The following is a 17,927-nucleotide window of genomic DNA, read 5'->3' as shown; positions in this document are numbered from 1 at the left end:
TAGAAGACTGAACTTTAAAAAGATTGAGGTATAGCGCAATGCAACAACTGAATCCATCCGAGATCAGTGCGCTCATTAAACAGCGTATCGGCGATCTGGACACCAGCGCAACCGCTAAGAACGAAGGAACCATTGTTATGGTTTCCGACGGTATTGTGCGTATTCACGGCTTAGCTGACGCTATGTACGGTGAAATGATCGAATTCGACGGCGGCCTTTACGGTATGGCACTGAACCTAGAACAGGATTCAGTGGGCGTCGTTGTTTTAGGTAACTACTTAAGCCTTCAAGAAGGTCAAAAAGCGCGTTGCACAGGTCGTGTATTAGAAGTTCCGGTTGGTCCAGAACTTTTAGGCCGTGTAGTAGATGCTTTGGGTAACCCGATTGATGGTAAAGGCCCTATTGATGCAAAATTAACTGATGCTGTTGAAAAAGTAGCACCAGGCGTAATTTGGCGTCAATCAGTGGATCAACCTGTACAAACTGGTTATAAATCAGTAGATACAATGATCCCTGTAGGCCGTGGTCAACGTGAGTTGATCATTGGTGACCGTCAAACTGGTAAAACAGCAATGGCGATCGACGCGATCATCGCTCAGAAAAACTCTGGCATTAAATGTGTATACGTAGCAATCGGTCAAAAACAATCGACTATCGCTAACGTGGTACGCAAGCTAGAAGAAACTGGCGCTATGGCGTATACAACTGTTGTAGCTGCAGCTGCAGCTGATCCAGCAGCAATGCTGTATCTAGCTCCGTATTCTGGCTGTACAATGGGCGAGTACTTCCGTGACCGCGGTGAAGATGCGTTAATCATTTATGATGACTTGTCTAAGCAAGCTGTTGCTTACCGTCAAATTTCATTGCTTTTACGCCGTCCACCAGGTCGTGAAGCGTATCCAGGTGACGTGTTCTATCTACACTCGCGTCTACTTGAACGTGCTTCTCGTGTATCTGCTGACTACGTTGAGAAATTCACTAACGGTGAAGTGAAAGGCCAGACTGGTTCTCTAACTGCATTGCCGATTATTGAAACTCAAGCGGGTGACGTATCTGCATTCGTACCAACCAACGTAATTTCGATTACTGATGGTCAGATCTTCCTTGAAACATCATTATTCAACGCAGGTATTCGTCCTGCTGTGAACGCGGGTATCTCTGTATCTCGTGTTGGTGGTTCAGCGCAAACCAAGATCATCAAGAAATTGTCTGGTGGTATCCGTACTGCTTTGGCGCAATACCGTGAATTGGCAGCATTTGCTCAGTTCGCTTCTGATCTTGACGAAGCAACTCGTAAGCAACTTGAACATGGTCAACGTGTAACTGAGTTAATGAAGCAAAAACAATATGCTCCATACTCAATTGCTGACCAGGCTGTTTCAATTTATGCATCTAACGAAGGCTACATGGCTGACGTAGACGTTAAGAAAATCGTAGACTTTGATGCTGCGTTGATTTCTTACTTCCGTTCAGAACATGCTGCGTTAATGCAACAAATCGATGCCTCTGGTGATTACAACAAAGACATCGAAGCTGCAATCAAAGCAGGTATTGAAAGCTTTAAAGCGACTCAAACTTACTAATTTAGCAACTTGCTAGATTAGTGTTGGTTTGGTTCACGGAATCAACCTTCGGAAGCTCGCAAGGGCTTTCGAATACTAGGTTAAGCGTATGGCAAATTTAAAAGAAATTCGCGCCAAAGTAGCTAGTATCAAGAGCACGCAGAAGATTACTCGAGCGATGCAAATGGTAGCAGCTTCTAAGATGCGTCGTGCGCAAGAGCGCATGGCTCAAGGCCGTCCGTATGCCGAAAATATGCACCGTGTAATTGCTCATTTGGTCCAAGCGAACCCTGAATACAAACATCGTTATATGGTTGAACGCCCGGTTAAGCGCGTTGGCTATATCATTGTGTCTTCAGATCGTGGCCTTGCTGGTGGTTTGAACATTAACCTGTTCAAGAAAGTGGTTAAACACGTTCAACAGCAACAAGAGCAGTCAATTGAAGTTCAATTTGCTTTAATTGGTCAAAAAGCGGTTTCGTTTTTTAAAAACTACGGCGGTAAAGTGCTTGGTGCGACGACGCAAGTCGGCGATGCTCCAAGTCTTGAGCAGTTATCTGGTTCTGTACAGGTGATGTTGGATGCTTATGATAAAGGCGAGTTAGATCGTATTTATCTAGTGTCAAACGGCTTTGTCAATGCCATGACTCAAAATCAAAAGATCGAACAACTTGTTCCTTTGGCTGCTGCTGAAGAAGACAAGAATCTGAACCGTCAATACGGTTGGGATTACATCTACGAGCCTGAAGCTGAAGAGCTTTTAAATGGCTTGTTGGTTCGCTATATCGAGTCTGTGGTGTATCAAGGTGTGATTGAAAACATCGCATGTGAGCAGTCTGCACGTATGGTCGCTATGAAAGCAGCGACAGACAACGCAGGCGAGATCATTAAGAGCCTGCAACTTATTTATAACAAGCTGCGTCAAGCCGCGATTACTCAGGAAATTTCTGAGATCGTTGGTGGTGCCGCTGCCGTTTAACATTATTTTGAATTGAGGAGACAGCAATGAATAGCGGTCGTATCATTCAGATCATCGGCGCGGTTATCGACGTCGAGTTTGAACGCAACAGCGTTCCTAAGATCTATGACGCTCTCCAAGTAGATGGTACTGAAACTACTTTAGAAGTTCAGCAACAGCTTGGTGATGGCGTAGTTCGTACTATTGCAATGGGTTCTACTGAAGGCCTTAAGCGTGGTTTGAACGTAACTAACACTAACGCGCCGATTTCTGTACCAGTAGGTACAGCGACTCTAGGCCGTATCATGGACGTTCTTGGTCGCCCGATCGACGAAGCTGGTCCTGTTGCGACTGAAGCGCGTTTACCAATTCACCGTCAAGCGCCTTCTTATGCAGAACAAGCGGCTTCTACTGACCTTTTAGAAACTGGTATTAAAGTCATCGACTTACTTTGCCCGTTCGCGAAAGGTGGTAAAGTTGGTCTGTTCGGTGGTGCCGGTGTTGGTAAAACTGTAAACATGATGGAGTTGATCAACAACATCGCGAAAGCTCACTCAGGTTTATCTGTGTTTGCTGGTGTTGGTGAGCGTACTCGTGAAGGTAACGACTTCTATCACGAAATGAAAGATTCTAACGTTCTAGACAAAGTAGCAATGGTCTACGGTCAGATGAACGAGCCACCGGGTAACCGTTTACGCGTAGCGTTGACTGGTCTTACTATGGCTGAATATTTCCGTGACGAGAAAGACGAAAACGGTAAAGGCCGTGACGTACTATTGTTCGTAGATAACATCTATCGTTATACACTAGCGGGTACTGAAGTATCAGCACTTCTAGGTCGTATGCCATCTGCAGTAGGTTACCAGCCTACACTTGCAGAAGAGATGGGTGTTCTTCAAGAACGTATTACATCGACTAAGTCTGGTTCTATTACGTCAATCCAAGCGGTATACGTACCTGCCGATGACTTAACAGATCCATCGCCTGCTACAACGTTTGCTCACTTGGACGCAACTGTTGTATTGAGCCGTGACATCGCATCTTCTGGTATTTACCCAGCGATCGATCCACTAGACTCAACTTCACGCCAGTTAGATCCGTTAGTTGTTGGTCAAGAGCATTATGAAATTGCACGTTCTGTACAGAACGTATTGCAACGTTATAAAGAGCTTAAAGACATCATCGCGATTCTTGGTATGGACGAGCTTGCTGAAGAAGATAAACTGGTTGTTTACCGTGCGCGTAAAATCCAGCGTTTCTTCTCTCAACCGTTCCACGTAGCTGAAGTATTTACTGGTGCTCCTGGTAAATTAGTATCTCTTAAAGAAACGATTCGTGGCTTTAAAGGTCTTCTAGCTGGTGAATACGATCACATCCCAGAACAAGCGTTCTACATGGTTGGTGGTATTGACGAAGTTATTGCTAAAGCCGAGAAACTTTAATTAGCTACTCTAATTTAGGAGATTCTCATGGCGACTATGCAATGTGATGTTGTAAGTGTTCAGGAGTCTTTGTACTCAGGCACTATAACTATGCTAATTGCAAAAGGTGCTGGCGGTGAGTTGGGTATTATGCCTGGCCATGCTCCGTTGGTAACTTTGCTCCAACCTGGCGCGATCCGCGTTATTTTGGAAAACGGTACAGAAGAGTTGATCTATGTATCTGGTGGTGTTCTAGAAGTTCAACCGCATGTTGTTACGGTTCTTGCAGATACTGCAGTCCGTGCAGAAAACTTAGATGAAGCAGCTATTGTTGAAGCGCGTAAACACGCTGAAGCATTGCTTGCGAATCAAAAGAGCGATTTGGACGCTGCTGCTGCTTTGGCTGCTCTTGCAGAAACTGCTGCTCAGCTGGAAACGATCCGCAAAATCAAAAACCGCGCTCAATAAGAGACGGTTTGAGATTGAAAAAACCACCCGAAAGGGTGGTTTTTTTATGGTTCATAGGTTCTTATCATGTTTGTTTTTATATATGTGTTCATAAAAAAAGATTAGGTCTTTTTCTCTACCATAATTATTGCCAGAACCAAATGTAGCTACTACGTACAAAAAACCAAACTTTTCTAATTCAGATGCTGAAAAGTTACATTCATTATTCGTAAGGCGGTAATCCTTCTCGAATTTGTTCATTTCAAATGATAAGTAGGCTTTTTCTAACCCTTCTAATAAAAACGATGTAAATTGAGGAATAATATGAGCATATCTTAAAAAATTTTCACGATTTATTTCTTTCGCATCATATAAAAGAGCTAAACGAGCGAGCATTTTAGATTGATGGATTAAATAGACTTTATCTAAAGCATTGAGTAATTCACCACCTATTTCTAAGTTGTTTTGATTCTTGAAGATTTTTAGTAATGTTCCTGATGCTAACTTTTCACCTTCCTTTATAAATTCCAGGATATTTTTTAATTTTTGCTTTTCGTTATAGCTTCTGAAAACTTTATAAATCGCTAAACCTGAAGATGCTATTGGAAAAGCTTTTAAAATTTCTTGAAAAATAGTATCAGTCGTTTCTAAAACTGTATTATCAAAATAGTTTTCTGCTGTTTGAATGATGTTAGATGGTATTTGACTCATTATGAATTTTCTTTTTTCTACTATATAGAATAATGTACTACACACCTGAAAATTTGAAATTTATATTTTTAGCATCACCTTAAAACAGCTGATTTAGATTATTTGTTTTAGCTTGGAATTTTTGCAAGTATCGATCTTGAGAGTGTTGGTTTTACATTTCCGATTCTTAAATAAATTTTAATTTGTACCACTCGATATAACTTTTACCCTTTCTCAGTAATGTTTTGAACCAATCTGTAAACCTGCACACGCCATAAAAAAATCAGTGATAAGTTAAATGATTCGAACAGATTTCGCTTGTTATAGCTTAATACGATAGAAGTTTAGAACAGGCAAAACTTATAATTGAAAAAGGGAAAACCATGGCTTATCAATCTATTAATCCATTTACCAATCAAAAATTGAAAGACTACCCATCGCATAGCGATCAAGATATTCAACATGCACTCGATACTGCAGAAAAAATCCTAAAGTCAGAATGGTCACAGCAGGTCGATACCCGTATTGCAGTACTGCGTAAATTGGCTACCAACATGCGAGCGCAAAAATCCGAACTGGCCAAGCTTATGGCCCAGGATATGGGAAAACTGATTAAGCAGAGTGAAGGTGAAATCGAAACCTGCGCCAAAATTGCAGAATACTATGCCGATCATGCCAAAGAATTTTTAGCACCGGTGTCCTATGAAACGGAACTGGGAGAAGCCTGGGTTGAGCATCATCCACTGGGTATTATCATGGCGGTTGAACCGTGGAATTTCCCGTTTTATCAACTGATGCGTGTCTTTGCGCCGAACTGTGCGATTGGTAATCCGGTTCTGGCAAAACATGCCGGCATTGTGCCGCAATGTGCCGAAGCCTTTGAGCAACTGGTCTTGGATACAGGCGCACCCAAAGGTGTCTGGACCAATCTGTTTATCAGCAGTGATCAGGTCGCTGAAGTAATTGCAGACAAGCGTGTGCGGGGTGTAGCACTGACAGGTTCAGAAGGTGCGGGCAGTGCAGTCGCTGAACAGGCCGGAAAACATCTTAAAAAATCAACGCTGGAACTGGGCGGTAATGATGTATTCATCGTACTCGATGATGCAGATCTGGAACGCGCGATCAAGTTAGGCTGTCAGGCGCGTGTCAATAATGCTGGGCAGGTATGTACGGCGGCGAAGCGATTTATCTTGCATGAAAAAATTGCCGAACAATTCAAGGCCGGCATGCTGAAAGCTTTTGAACAGTTAAAACTGGGTGATCCGCTCGATCCTGAAACCACTTTAGGACCGCTGTCTTCAAAAGATGCGCTGGAAAAACTCAGCGAGCAGGTCGAAAAGGCAGTAGCACAAGGCGCGACTGTGGTCACTGGCGGCAAAGCTGTAGAACATCAAGGCAATTTCTATGCACCAACTATTCTGGAAAATATCACGCGTGAAAATGAAGCCTGGTATGAAGAATTCTTTGGCCCGGTGGCACAAATCTATGTGGCGAAGGATGATGATGAAATTGTCGAAATTGCCAATGATTCTAATTATGGCTTAGGTGGCGTGATTCATTCACAGGATATCGAGCGCGCTAAAAAACTGGCGTCACGGGTAGAAACTGGCATGATCTGGATCAACTGGTTTACTGACACCACGCCCGAATTGCCATTTGGTGGAATCAAAAATTCCGGTTATGGGCATGAACTGTCGATTGATGGTTTTAGAGAGTTTGTGCAGAAGAAACTGGTCGTCGTCAAAAGCCCGAAAAAATAATATGAGCTGATCCGATATCAAATAAGCCACTATTCAGTGGCTTATTTGTCTGGATATTCTTCACGTTTTCCACCTTCATAACTGGCAAAACGTGGGTGTTCTGGTGGAAATGACGGTTCAGCACTTGGCCAAGGCCAGCCACCAAACTGGGTTTCACGATAACGGCGAAAAGCAGTATCCAGTTCTTGATCACTATTCAGAACAAAAGGCCCATGCATAGCCACCGGTGCACCGATCGGTTCACCTTCCAGCCATAAAATATGTGATTCCAGCAGCCCACCTTTGAGCTGAATATCTGCATCCGGTTTGAGTTCCAGTAGATGCTTCGGCGCTATCTTCTGTCCTTCAAGCTCCAAGCTTCTACCTTGATAAAAATAACAAAAACGCGTTGCAGTAGCAGTGGTTGCAGGAATGATTAATTCTGCTTCCGGCCCTAAAGTGATTAAATAAATATTGAGCTGATTCTCTGGCATGGCTGCCCATGAATGTGGTGGCCGATCCAGTGCCTGAGTCTGTTTAAACTGCCCTGAAATGACCCGGATATCCGCTTTACGTCCGGCCGTATCTGCTGAAAATACATGTGGAATCTGTTCACGCCACAACATTTTATAATCGGCCGGCTGCTTTTTCTGTTCCGGTGAGGAATTCAGCCAGATTTGAAAAAGCTCCAGAGGATTGTCCTGATCCTGATGGACTAAGGGAAACATCTCGCAATGCCGCACCCCATTGCCGGTAGTCAGCCATTGCACATCACCTGCACCATAACGTCCCGAGTTTCCCAGCGAGTCAAAATGATCGACATAACCGCGCTCGACAATGGTAATGGTTTCAAAACCTGTATGCGGATGCTCCGGAAAGCCAGGAATACTCTCGCCATAATACATGTCATATTCATGCTGCTGTGGCGGGGAAACTGGGCCTAATTTAGAATTGCCTTGCGGATAATGATCTTGATGATGAACGGTAAAAATAAAAGGATCTTTCAGATCAAGCCGGGATGTGACTGGAACCACAGAATACAGCACTGAATTCGACATGATTGAACTCCTGATGATCCGATTGGATGAAAATTCTTGATCTAAATGTAATTTTTATAATCCATAACAGTGTATAGCCTGCAAGGCGACTGAGGAAGACGTATTTCGATCAATCACCTTAAATATGATTTTGAATATTTTAAGTATTGTCCTGATCAGTATTGTTCTCTGCTTCCTGATCTGGATTCTGGATCAGCAAGCCGGCCAGTTTGACCATTTCGGATTGCACATTAACCATCTGCGATTCAATCTTTTTCAAGTTCACTTGGCTGAAATCCACCTGACCATTTAAGAGGGGAGAAGCCAGAACTTGCTGATTAGCGGTCATAATGTTGTCACGAATCTGGTCAATTTCCTGACTTTTCAAGTTCAGGTTGCCCAACACCTGATTAAAACTGCTGAGTTGCTGTTGAAGCTGGGTCGCAGTGGACTGCAGTTGCTGGGTATCCTTGGCTTCGACCGCCGTTTGCAGTTCGGTCTGGGTCTGTTTTAACTGTTCCACATAACTGCCGGCCTTGAGCTGCAAGTCGGCTACATCACGAACCATATAAAACATATTGCCCGATTTAAGCTCGGTTTGTGCTGCTGAACTCTGTTGCTGAGAGGCTGGTTCCAGATCTGAGGTCGTGGTATCTGCCTGTTCAGCCGGTGCTTCGACAGCCTGTTCACAGCCCATCAGTAAAATTCCAGAGCTAAATAATGCGAAAGGAAGGACAGCATTGGCAAGAATCTTGGACATGGAATCAGGGTCTCGATACAGGTGATGGAATTTTAATAGTATCTAATATAAGGACAAACTATGGAGATAAAAAAGATTGTTGCAAACTCATAACAATTCTTCTGGGTTCCGAATATTTCATTATTTAAAAACAGGAAAAAGTTTATTAAAAGCTGGTAAAGAATTACTTTGCTCTCACCAAATTGGCTTGTTTGGCCTGCAATCACTTTGAAAATGTTTTTAGGTGAATTTTAATGCAATTAAATAATCGTTTTTAAATAAAAAAAATAAGTATCTACCAAGAAAATAGATACTTATTTCAAGCTTGATGCTTATGAGAATAATCGAGAATTATTTTGCAAGTTCTGCATTCACTGCATCGACAATCCGTTGATCATCTGCAGTAATATCTGGAGCAAAACGTGCCACTACTTCACCATTTTTATTGATCAGGAATTTTTCAAAGTTCCAGAGCACTTCTGGTGGCTGATTTGGGGTTAAACCATAATCGACCAGATCTTTCCACCAAGGGCCTTCACCGATACGTTCCGGTACAGCCTGCGTAAGGTTGGCATATAAAGGATGCTTGTCTTCACCCGTGACAGAGATTTTAGCAAATAGCGGGAAGTCAACTTTATAATTCACTGAGCAGAATTCCTGAATCTCGGCTTCGCTACCCGGTTCCTGTTCCAAAAAGTTATTGGCAGGGAAGCCCAGAATTTCCAGACCTTCCGCTTTTTTGTCCTGATACAGTTTTTGTAAGCCTTCATATTGCGGCGTCAGGCCACATTTAGATGCGACGTTAACCACCAGCAAAACCTTACCTTGGTACTGGTTTAAAGTGGTTTCTGTTCCTTCAATGGTTTTGACTGGAATGTCATATACAGAGCGAGTCATTAGATTTCCTGTTTATTGCGACTGAACGGTATTTGTTTTAACGGGTATTCGCTTTCAGTACAAGTAAAAACAGGTGAGCTCAGTTACTTAAAGCTGCAAATTGCCTCAATATTATGTGAAAAATCTATTATGCTAGGATGCGCGAATACGCATAGCTTAATAACAAGACCAGCGACTCATGGATGAAAGTATGACACAGCAACAAAAGGCAGTCTGGTGGGCCATGGCCTTACCACTGGCCGCAGTTTTGATTTGGTCTCTGAATATGACTGTCACCCGCTATGTGGCAGATTATATTTCTCCCATCAGTATCAGTTTCTACCGCTGGGCCTTGGCCTTACTGATTTTAACTCCATTCATGTTGCCCAAAGTCAAAGCAGCGTGGCCGGAGATCCGTCCATATCTCGGGCATTTTGCTGTTTTGAGTGCGCTGGGAATGGTGCTTTATCAGGGGCTGGCTTATAGCTCGGCACACTACACTACTGCCACCAACATGGGCCTGATCAATGCCTTTATTCCTATTTTTACCATTATCGTGGGTATTTTTGTTTTAAAGATTCGCCCGACACAGGCTGCAGTGCTGGGAAGTCTCTTGTCCTTTATTGGTTTGATGTATGTCATGGCACAAGGGCAGGGCCTGCAGTTTTTAACTGTCGGTGAAAGTTATATTGGCGATCTGTTGATGTTGATCGCAGTATTTTTCTATGCCTGTTATGGCGTGTTTCTGAAAAAATGGCAGATTCAGATTCCACTCTTAGTGAGCCTGTATATCCAGATTTTTATGGCCTTTCTCTATCATATTCCTTTGGTATTGATTTTAGGTCTGGATAGCATCAATCATGCTAATGCAGCCAGCATTATCTATGCCGGAATTTTTCCTTCTATTGCCGCACCCTTGTTCTGGATGATGGCTGTGCAACAACTTGGTCCCAATCGCAGCAGTATTTTTATGAATCTGATGCCTGTCTTTACCGCAGTAGTCGCATATTTGTGGCTGGGCGAAGCCTGGACCATGTATCACAGTATCGGCGGTGGCATCATTTTACTCGGAATCCTCTGGGCACAATATCCCGGAAGATCCGCTTAATCAGGAATTAAAAGAGCTGATTAAGAATTGTGTCTGATTAAATATTAAGCATTTAATCAATTTTTTTTAATTGAAATCCCCTTTTAAATGCTAATTTTCAAATGTTAAAACAAATAGAAAAATATCGTTTTATTTTAAAAAGAGAATAGAAAGAGCAAGATATTTTGAATATTGGTCAAAAAATGTTTTCTATTAATAGATAATATGTATTATTTGATTGTTTTATTGTACTTGTCGTTGTACTCAGTTTCTTTCATAATGCGCCCATCGAGAATGATCAAGCAAGAAAATCCTTGTTTTATCAGACTCCCAGAGATTTTCTGAACCCTCTGGATGTGATTTATGCACATCCTTTTTTATGCTCAGCCATCCCTATATGGCTGAGCTTTTTTTTGTCTTAAAACTTTAGTCGGGCTTGAGTGTCCCGACTAAATCAGACACGAATAACTACGCCAGTCACTGCATCAATGATCCGGCTTGGTTGCTGACTTAAACCGAGGTCACCATTTAGATAATTCAGGTTCTGGTCAAAATAGCGGATCGCATCCTGCAGTGAGCGGGCAGGTTCCATGCCGGCAGGGTTGGCACTGGTCGAAACGATAAAACCGCCAAAGGCCTGACACAGTGCCACACAGAGTGGGTGAGTGGTTACACGTACGGCTACTTTAGGATGATGACCTTTAATCCAGTCAGGAATATCTTTATTTGCAGGAAGTAGCCAGGTGGTCGCGCGATCAGCAGGTCTGTCATGGTTCCAGGATTCAATCACTTTTTCACGCATTTCTTCGCTTAAATCCTGCAGCAGATGTTCTACCTGTGAAAGATGAGCTGCCAGCAGAATCACACCTTTCTCAATCGGGCGTTGCTTCAATTCTAGAATCTGATGAAATGCCTGTTCATTATAGGGGTCGCAACCCAAGCCCCAAACAGCCTCTGTGGGATATGCCAAGACTTGTCCGTCTTTAAGCCATGCTGCTGCTTCGGCAACAGAGGTAGTGATCATGTGGATACCTTATATTAAACAACAAAGCGCTATTGTGAACTTTATTTGAGAATCCGACAACGTAGATACAGGCCGGCTTGCTGGGTACAAAAACCGAGTAACTCCAGCTCCATCAGTTGACTGGTCAGCGCAGAGACCTCTTGCTGTAACTGAAGGCTGAGCTGATCCAGGGTCTGTCCGACCCAATCAAGTTGATTATAAAGATGAATTAAATGCGGTGGAATGGTACTTGCTTGCTCAGGCGGACTGTCTTTTTTTAAATGATTTGCATTTGATTGCCACTGGGTGGCTAAGGCCAGATCCTCGATTACTTGCTGTGGATGCTCAATTAAAATCGCGCCTTCACGAATCAGTTTATGACAGCCCTGATGATGTTCACTGTAAATATGCCCCGGGATGGCGAATGTGGTCTTGCCTTGTTCCGCTGCCCATTGTGCGGTCAGCAATGAACCGCTTTTCAAGGCGGCTTCTGCCACAATCACCCCGAGGCTTAAGCCACTGACAATTCGGTTACGCCGTGGAAAATGCTGCTGTAAGGGGGGAGTAAATGGCAAAAACTCAGTAATGACCGTACCTCCATGTTCGATGATTTGCTGACGTAGTGTTTGATGGGCGGCAGGGTAGGTCTGTTCAATGCCTGTGCCCATCACTGCAATCGTTCGCCGATGTTGTAATGCGGCCTGATGTGCTGCTTCATCAATCCCTTGTGCCAGGCCACTATTAATATAAAAACCCTGTTCACTCAAATAAAAAGCAAAGTCATAAGCGACTTGCCGGCCGTGCAGACTTGGCTTGCGACTCCCCACAATCGCGATTTGCGGTTGCAGCAATTGATCTGCATACCCTTGCCCGAACAGGATTGGCGGCTTATGCGCATAATGGCTCAATTGCTGTGGATATTCGGCATCTGTATGTAAAAGCACAAAGTCACTGTGCAACTGGATCTGCTCAAGACTGCGCTGAAAATGGAGCTGCGACTCACTTGACTGGAAATCTTGCAGGCGCTGAATGTGGTTTTTATGAATGCCCAACTTACGCCAGGTTTCGGTTTGAGAACCATCAATTGCATGGGCGAGGTCTGCATAATGCTGACTGATTTTATAAAAGCTGCTGAGGGAGTGTTGCAGTAAATACCACAGCGTAATGGCATGGATTTGCGCTGTCGACAATGTATTCAACATGGTGAGACCTATTTCGGTGTCTTCTTATTATGGGTATGAGTTCAAACAAGAGGGATGATGCCGATCAATCCACATCATCCCGTTTAAAAGCTTAGTCTTCTAATAGTGGCGGCTGAATGTTGGCACCAACCTTGATTGGTAATTCACTTTCCAGCACATAAGCGTAGCTCAATTGATCGAAGGTTTTAAATACCATGACCTGACCAATACGCTCGCCCGGTAATTGCACCCGTTCTTTGGTTTTCGGATCAGTCACCACTTCACCTTTTTGATTCACGCTAAAGACATGACCCGTCTGAACCCCATGTGCCGTACCACGGTCAATGGTGACGACACTATGACGTGCTGCTGTACCAATCGACCCCAATACACGCACAATCTGACCACCGGCAGCAATATTTTCTGCATTGGTCGGATAGAACAGGGTCGGTAACATTGGATCGTATTCAGGCAAGACGCGATCACCACGACGTACTTCTGCATTGTAACTATCTGTCAGTTCAAGTGTGGTGACATCACCTTCGCCACGTACCGCAATACCAGATGCCACCTGTTGCAGCTCGAGTGCAGACGTATATTTCTTGCCATTTGCATCCGTAAATACATACGGTTCAGCTTCACGATACACCGCATAGCGTTGACCCACTACCAGGCCGTGACCACGTGCATAGACTTTCTGACCTTTGCCAGCCAGTACGCGCTGATCTGCAGTTCCGAGAATGTAGGGTGTGCCCTGAACTGAATCAGGTGCCAGAAGGGTGTAGCGTTCTAGCCACTGCTTTATGTGCTCAAGCGGAATCACGGGAATCGTATTATTTAAAGATTCAACACGAATCTGGGGCTGCAGAGAAGTACTGCCAAGATAGCGGCTGATAATACCTTCACAACCATCACCTTCGTCTTTACCAATAATCGGGCGGCCCTGGTAATCACACATCAACAGGCGGTCACCCGGGAAAATCCAGTGTGGATTTTTCACGTGCTTATTACTCGCCCAGATTTCCGGCCAACGGACCGGATTTTTCAGGAAGCGTTTCGAGATATCCCAAAGCGTATCGCCTTTTTTCACCACATAAACGTTCGGTGCATTGGCTTTTAATGCCGGTGGATTGACGTTGCGTGCAGGTGCTGCCTCGGCAGAATGAATGGTCCCCATACTGACGCCAACACAAACGGCAAGTGCCAGCATCTGATTTTTAAACCCCAAGGCACTAAAAAATGGCATGCCCTTCAAAACCTTTTTCATTATCATAATTCCTAAAATTATGTGCGTAGTTGCGTTATAATAACGATCTTACACACATTTTTTTGATGAAGCATTCCCTTCATTTGGTTTTTTGATCAATGGCATAATTGAGGACGCAGTATGGCCTTATTACCTATTTTAAGTTTCCCGGATCCCCGTCTTCGTACCATTGCACAACCTGTCGAAGAAGTGACTGATGAAATTCGTCAGCTCGCTGCGGATATGTTTGAAACCATGTATGAAGCATCAGGTATCGGACTTGCCGCGACTCAGGTGGATCGTCATATTCAGCTGATTGTTATGGATCTGTCTGAAAATAAAGATCAACCGATGGTGTTTATTAACCCCAAAATCACACCATTGACTGAAGAAACGCAGCCCTACGAAGAAGGCTGTCTATCAGTTCCTCAAATATACGATAAAGTTGATCGTCCGTCACGCGTAAAAATTGAGGCAATTAATCTGGAAGGTCAAGCATTTGAGCTCGATGCTGACGGACTTCTCGCTGTGTGTATCCAACATGAAATGGATCACTTAAATGGCAAATTATTTGTCGATTATTTATCGCCATTAAAACGTCAACGTGCACGTGAAAAAGTGGAAAAACTGGTACGCCAGCGTAATAAAGACAAGGTGGCAGTGAAGCGCTAGGATCATTTTAAAGTTTATTTAAATGGTCTAGCAAAGCCCAATTCTGATTGGGCTTTGCTATAATCAACATAAGCATATTTTAGGAATAGCCTGTGTTTTTACGCGCGGGGCTGCTATTTGCATTTGCAGCTGTGTTTCTACAGATTGCTGTATTTTTACAGCCTTTGTTACCGAAGCAATATCAGGTTGCTCCGGTCTGTGAAACCATCACGCGTGCGCTTTTTATCGCGACAGATGCTCATGCGCAGCATAGCGCTGGCGAGCATAGCCACCTTATCCAATCTGATCATCTTCAACATGATCATCATGATGCCAATCATCAGTGTCAGTACTGTAAGGTTCATGCCAATTTAGTTTTACCGCCTGATCTGGACATCAAACAGGTACTTGACCGGATTCATGTCCGTTTAATTGCTTATCAAAAAACTTTTAAGCATGTCTGGTTTGTCCTTCAGCAACTCTTCTTAATTCCTCAGGGGCGAGCGCCACCACTGCCTGCATAAATCTGCATTTTTCAGCTTGGGTTGGTATTGACTCAAGCCGTGCCTAATTTATGTATTTAGTGAGATAGAGAAATGGCTCAGCCTAAATTTTCTTTACAGCCACTTGCGGCTGCGATTTGTGTTGCTTGTTATTCTTCGGTGGTGATGGCCAATGATGCCATGCCGGTTCAGACTTTGGCCCCGATTGTGGTGACATCGGCAGCAGGTAATGATGCCAATGGGCTGATTGTCCGCGCTGATCCAAAACAGCCGATTCAACCGATTCCTGCCAGTGATGGTGCGGATTATTTGCAAAGTATTGTTGGCTTTAGTTCGGTCAATAGCGGTGCCGGCACCAATGGTGATGTGACGTTCCGTGGCATGTTTGGTTCACGAATTAAGATCCTAACCGATGGCACCGAAAACCTGGGCGCCTGTCCAAGTCGTATGGATTCGCCAACCTCTTATATTTCTCCGGAAAGCTATGACCGTATTTCGGTGATTAAAGGACCGCAAACGGTTCAGTATGCCAATACTGGCTCTGCGGCCACAGTGATTTTCGAACGTACACCGGAGCAGTTTGATCAAGATCAAAACTATCGCGGTCAGGCCAGTGTCTTGATGGGATCTTTCGGACGTCTTGATCATAATGTGGAAGTCGCAGCAGGCGATGAACAGAAATATATCCGACTCAATACCAATCGTTCGGTATCGAGTAGTTATCAAGATGGTGATGGAACTACTGTGCCTTCAGACTGGGAGCGCTGGAATGCGGATCTGGCATTGGGCTGGACTCCAGATACAGATACCTGGGTAGAGCTGACGGGTGGTAAGGCGGATGGTGAAGCAGTTTATGCCGGTCGTGATATGGATGGATCACAGTTTGCCCGTGAAAGTCTGGGTTTACGTGTTGAAAAGAAAAACCTGACTGATGTAATTCAGAAAGTTGAGGCACAGATCAACTATAACTATAACGACCACATCATGGATAATTTTAGCCTGCGTCCAGTGCCGATGAAGCATGATGAGCATACTCATAACATGCAGCCAGCACCCTCTGAAATGCAGGTTACACGCCGTACTTTAAATACCCGTATGGCGATAACGAGTGAATGGGATCAAAACCAATTGATTGCCGGGATGGATTCTCAGCGCAATACGCATGCTGGAGGAATGACATCCACAAGCATGAATATGCCGCTCACTCCAGATATGAAATTCCAGTCATATGGAGCTTTTGCTGAGCTAAGTCATGAACTAAGTGATAACAATAAATTGGTTACTGGTGTGCGGGTCGATCAAGTGGAGATTGATGCCTTAAAAACTGGACAAACCCGTCAGGAAACCTTGCCAAGCGGCTTCATTCGTTTTGAAAATACCCATCCAGAACATGATGATGGTAAAACCTATATCGGACTGGGGTATGTGGAGCGTGTGCCTGATTATTGGGAATTATTTAAGACCGATTATCATGGAATAACTGCAAATACATTTAAGCAACTGAAAACAGAAAAGACCTTACAACTCGATCTGGGTTATCAACATCATCATGGCGCGTTTAATTCTTGGGTATCAACTTATGCCGGTGTGATTCAGGATTTTATTCTGATGACTTATCCTAAGTCTGCAAACTCTGGGCATGGTCATCCTATGGGTAATGATATGGGAGAAATGCAGCCAGCAAAAATGAATAGTGCGGATTCAAGAAATATCGATGCAACCATTGCAGGCGCAGAAGCTGGAATTGGTTATCAGTTTACTGATGCAATTCAGACAGATATCAGTGCCATGTATGCTTGGGGCGAAAACACCACAGACAATACGCCGTTGCCACAAATTTCACCTTTAGAAGCCCGTGTTAACTTGCGCTATGTTCAAGACAAATATAATTTTGGATTGCTATGGCGTGTAGTGGATGGTCAAAACCGGATCAGTCTTAACGAAGGTAATATCGTTGGTTATGACAATAAGCAGAGCGCAGGCTTTGGTATTTTGTCTTTAAACGGTAGCTACCATGTTATGGATAGCGTGGATGTATCAGTCGGAGTCGATAATGTTCTAGACCGGACTTATACCGAGCACTTAAATAAAATGGGTACTTCCGGGACAGGTTTACCAACAACCGAGCAGTTTAATAATATGGGACGTAATTACTGGGCACGTGTCAGTATGAAATTCTAATTGTTCCTCAGTACTCCAAAAGCCATTGCTCAATAGCGATGGCTTTTTAATTTTTAGCGTTGCAATAAATTTTCCATATTTAAATCGGGCCTATGTATCTTGGAAGAAGACCCAATAAAACAAGTTTTGTGTATATAAACGCCAAGTTGCTGAAGAATCAAACAAGAATAGAATGTGAATTGAACGATATAAGTCATGTAATAAAGATTTTTATAATTTAAATTTAAATAAAACAATATCTTATTGTGTTTATGGATGGGTTTTGTTGGATGTGCTCAATAAAATTCAAAAATAATGAAAATAAATTAACTATATATAACAATTACTTATATTTTTATTGGTTTGAAAAATAAACACATGATAAAAAATCTTTGCAAGAAGTGTTGCAAGGGCTCTGAAATGCTGTAGAATGCACATCCATCGGCGGTGATGAAGATTAAAACTTCTGATAAAACAGTGACTTAGTTGAGTTTAATTGAGTTCGGTTTTAGAAAGAAAGTTTAAAAATAGTTTTCATTACTGGTTGACTTTCTAGAGATAGAGAGTAATATAGCCGACCTAGCTTGCTGGTGACGAATTAGCAAGAAGATCATTAAGAGATTATGA

Annotated in this window: 16 protein-coding genes; 9 read left to right on the top strand and 7 right to left on the bottom strand. The window is 43.4% G+C overall.

The window, feature by feature from the left end:
• The first annotated feature begins 38 nt into the window (after window positions 1–38).
• The 4 genes from atpA (at window position 39) to NI470_RS09485 (ending at window position 4,409) form a co-directional block, all read left to right on the top strand.
• The gene (gene atpA / locus NI470_RS09500) at window positions 39–1,583 is read left to right on the top strand and encodes a F0F1 ATP synthase subunit alpha (RefSeq protein WP_004644861.1); all 1,545 of its coding nucleotides are present in this window, start codon (window positions 39–41) and stop codon (window positions 1,581–1,583) included.
• 88 nt (window positions 1,584–1,671) lie between these two features.
• Window positions 1,672–2,541: a F0F1 ATP synthase subunit gamma gene (atpG, locus tag NI470_RS09495; protein WP_004644862.1), complete on the top strand. Its 870-nt coding sequence runs from the start codon at window positions 1,672–1,674 to the stop codon at window positions 2,539–2,541.
• A 26-nt stretch (window positions 2,542–2,567) separates the two neighbouring features.
• A complete protein-coding gene (gene atpD / locus NI470_RS09490) occupies window positions 2,568–3,962 on the top strand; it encodes a F0F1 ATP synthase subunit beta (RefSeq protein ID WP_004644863.1) in 1,395 nt (464 codons plus the stop codon).
• Between the two features lie 27 nt (window positions 3,963–3,989).
• Window positions 3,990–4,409: a F0F1 ATP synthase subunit epsilon gene (locus NI470_RS09485; protein ID WP_004732608.1), complete on the top strand. Its 420-nt coding sequence runs from the start codon at window positions 3,990–3,992 to the stop codon at window positions 4,407–4,409.
• 51 nt (window positions 4,410–4,460) lie between these two features.
• Here the strand turns inward: NI470_RS09485 and NI470_RS09480 are convergent, their stop codons facing one another.
• Complete coding sequence (locus tag NI470_RS09480) at window positions 4,461–5,099, bottom strand: hypothetical protein (protein WP_180050939.1); 639 nt, start codon at window positions 5,097–5,099, stop codon at window positions 4,461–4,463.
• Between the two features lie 362 nt (window positions 5,100–5,461).
• Here NI470_RS09480 and NI470_RS09475 point away from each other — a divergent pair, with 362 nt between their 5' ends.
• On the top strand, window positions 5,462–6,838 hold the full coding sequence (locus NI470_RS09475) for an NAD-dependent succinate-semialdehyde dehydrogenase (RefSeq protein ID WP_253148273.1): 1,377 nt from the start codon (window positions 5,462–5,464) through the stop codon (window positions 6,836–6,838).
• A gap of 41 nt (window positions 6,839–6,879) precedes the next feature.
• Here the strand turns inward: NI470_RS09475 and NI470_RS09470 are convergent, their stop codons facing one another.
• The 3 genes from NI470_RS09470 to NI470_RS09460 all read right to left on the bottom strand — a co-directional run bounded on the left by NI470_RS09470 (window position 6,880) and on the right by NI470_RS09460 (window position 9,490).
• Entirely contained in the window at window positions 6,880–7,875 is a 996-nt protein-coding gene (locus NI470_RS09470; RefSeq protein WP_253148272.1) for a pirin family protein, read from the bottom strand.
• A gap of 139 nt (window positions 7,876–8,014) precedes the next feature.
• Window positions 8,015–8,614, bottom strand: coding sequence for a hypothetical protein (locus NI470_RS09465; protein WP_253148271.1), 600 nt, complete (start codon window positions 8,612–8,614; stop codon window positions 8,015–8,017).
• A gap of 330 nt (window positions 8,615–8,944) precedes the next feature.
• Window positions 8,945–9,490, bottom strand: a complete 546-nt coding sequence (locus NI470_RS09460; protein WP_253148270.1) for a glutathione peroxidase — start codon at window positions 9,488–9,490, stop codon at window positions 8,945–8,947.
• 190 nt (window positions 9,491–9,680) lie between these two features.
• Between NI470_RS09460 and NI470_RS09455 the strand changes: the two genes are divergently transcribed.
• Window positions 9,681–10,577: a DMT family transporter gene (locus NI470_RS09455; protein ID WP_005265470.1), complete on the top strand. Its 897-nt coding sequence runs from the start codon at window positions 9,681–9,683 to the stop codon at window positions 10,575–10,577.
• A 433-nt stretch (window positions 10,578–11,010) separates the two neighbouring features.
• On the opposite strand, the gene tsaC is transcribed toward NI470_RS09455, so the two are convergent.
• The 3 genes from tsaC to NI470_RS09440 all read right to left on the bottom strand — a co-directional run bounded on the left by tsaC (window position 11,011) and on the right by NI470_RS09440 (window position 14,007).
• Window positions 11,011–11,580: an L-threonylcarbamoyladenylate synthase type 1 TsaC gene (gene tsaC / locus NI470_RS09450; protein ID WP_005249628.1), complete on the bottom strand. Its 570-nt coding sequence runs from the start codon at window positions 11,578–11,580 to the stop codon at window positions 11,011–11,013.
• Between the two features lie 41 nt (window positions 11,581–11,621).
• Complete coding sequence (dprA, locus tag NI470_RS09445; RefSeq protein ID WP_253148269.1) at window positions 11,622–12,761, bottom strand: DNA-processing protein DprA; 1,140 nt, start codon at window positions 12,759–12,761, stop codon at window positions 11,622–11,624.
• 91 nt (window positions 12,762–12,852) lie between these two features.
• Window positions 12,853–14,007: a LysM peptidoglycan-binding domain-containing protein gene (locus tag NI470_RS09440; protein ID WP_004644874.1), complete on the bottom strand. Its 1,155-nt coding sequence runs from the start codon at window positions 14,005–14,007 to the stop codon at window positions 12,853–12,855.
• A 120-nt stretch (window positions 14,008–14,127) separates the two neighbouring features.
• On the opposite strand from NI470_RS09440, the gene def reads away from it, so the two are divergent.
• The 3 genes from def to NI470_RS09425 all read left to right on the top strand — a co-directional run bounded on the left by def (window position 14,128) and on the right by NI470_RS09425 (window position 17,321).
• Window positions 14,128–14,658 (top strand): peptide deformylase, encoded by a 531-nt coding sequence (gene def, locus NI470_RS09435; RefSeq protein WP_253148267.1) that lies wholly within the window; start codon window positions 14,128–14,130, stop codon window positions 14,656–14,658.
• A gap of 92 nt (window positions 14,659–14,750) precedes the next feature.
• Window positions 14,751–15,161, top strand: coding sequence for a DUF2946 family protein (locus tag NI470_RS09430; protein ID WP_004644876.1), 411 nt, complete (start codon window positions 14,751–14,753; stop codon window positions 15,159–15,161).
• A gap of 72 nt (window positions 15,162–15,233) precedes the next feature.
• A complete protein-coding gene (locus NI470_RS09425; protein WP_253148266.1) occupies window positions 15,234–17,321 on the top strand; it encodes a TonB-dependent copper receptor in 2,088 nt (695 codons plus the stop codon).
• Window positions 17,322–17,927: the final 606 nt, after the last annotated feature.

Source organism: Acinetobacter lwoffii (assembly GCF_024129115.1).
In the GTDB taxonomy this organism is placed as follows: domain Bacteria; phylum Pseudomonadota; class Gammaproteobacteria; order Pseudomonadales; family Moraxellaceae; genus Acinetobacter; species Acinetobacter lwoffii_T.
The sequence above is the reverse complement of the archived record's forward strand: the minus strand, read 5'-3'. Positions and strand labels throughout refer to the sequence as shown.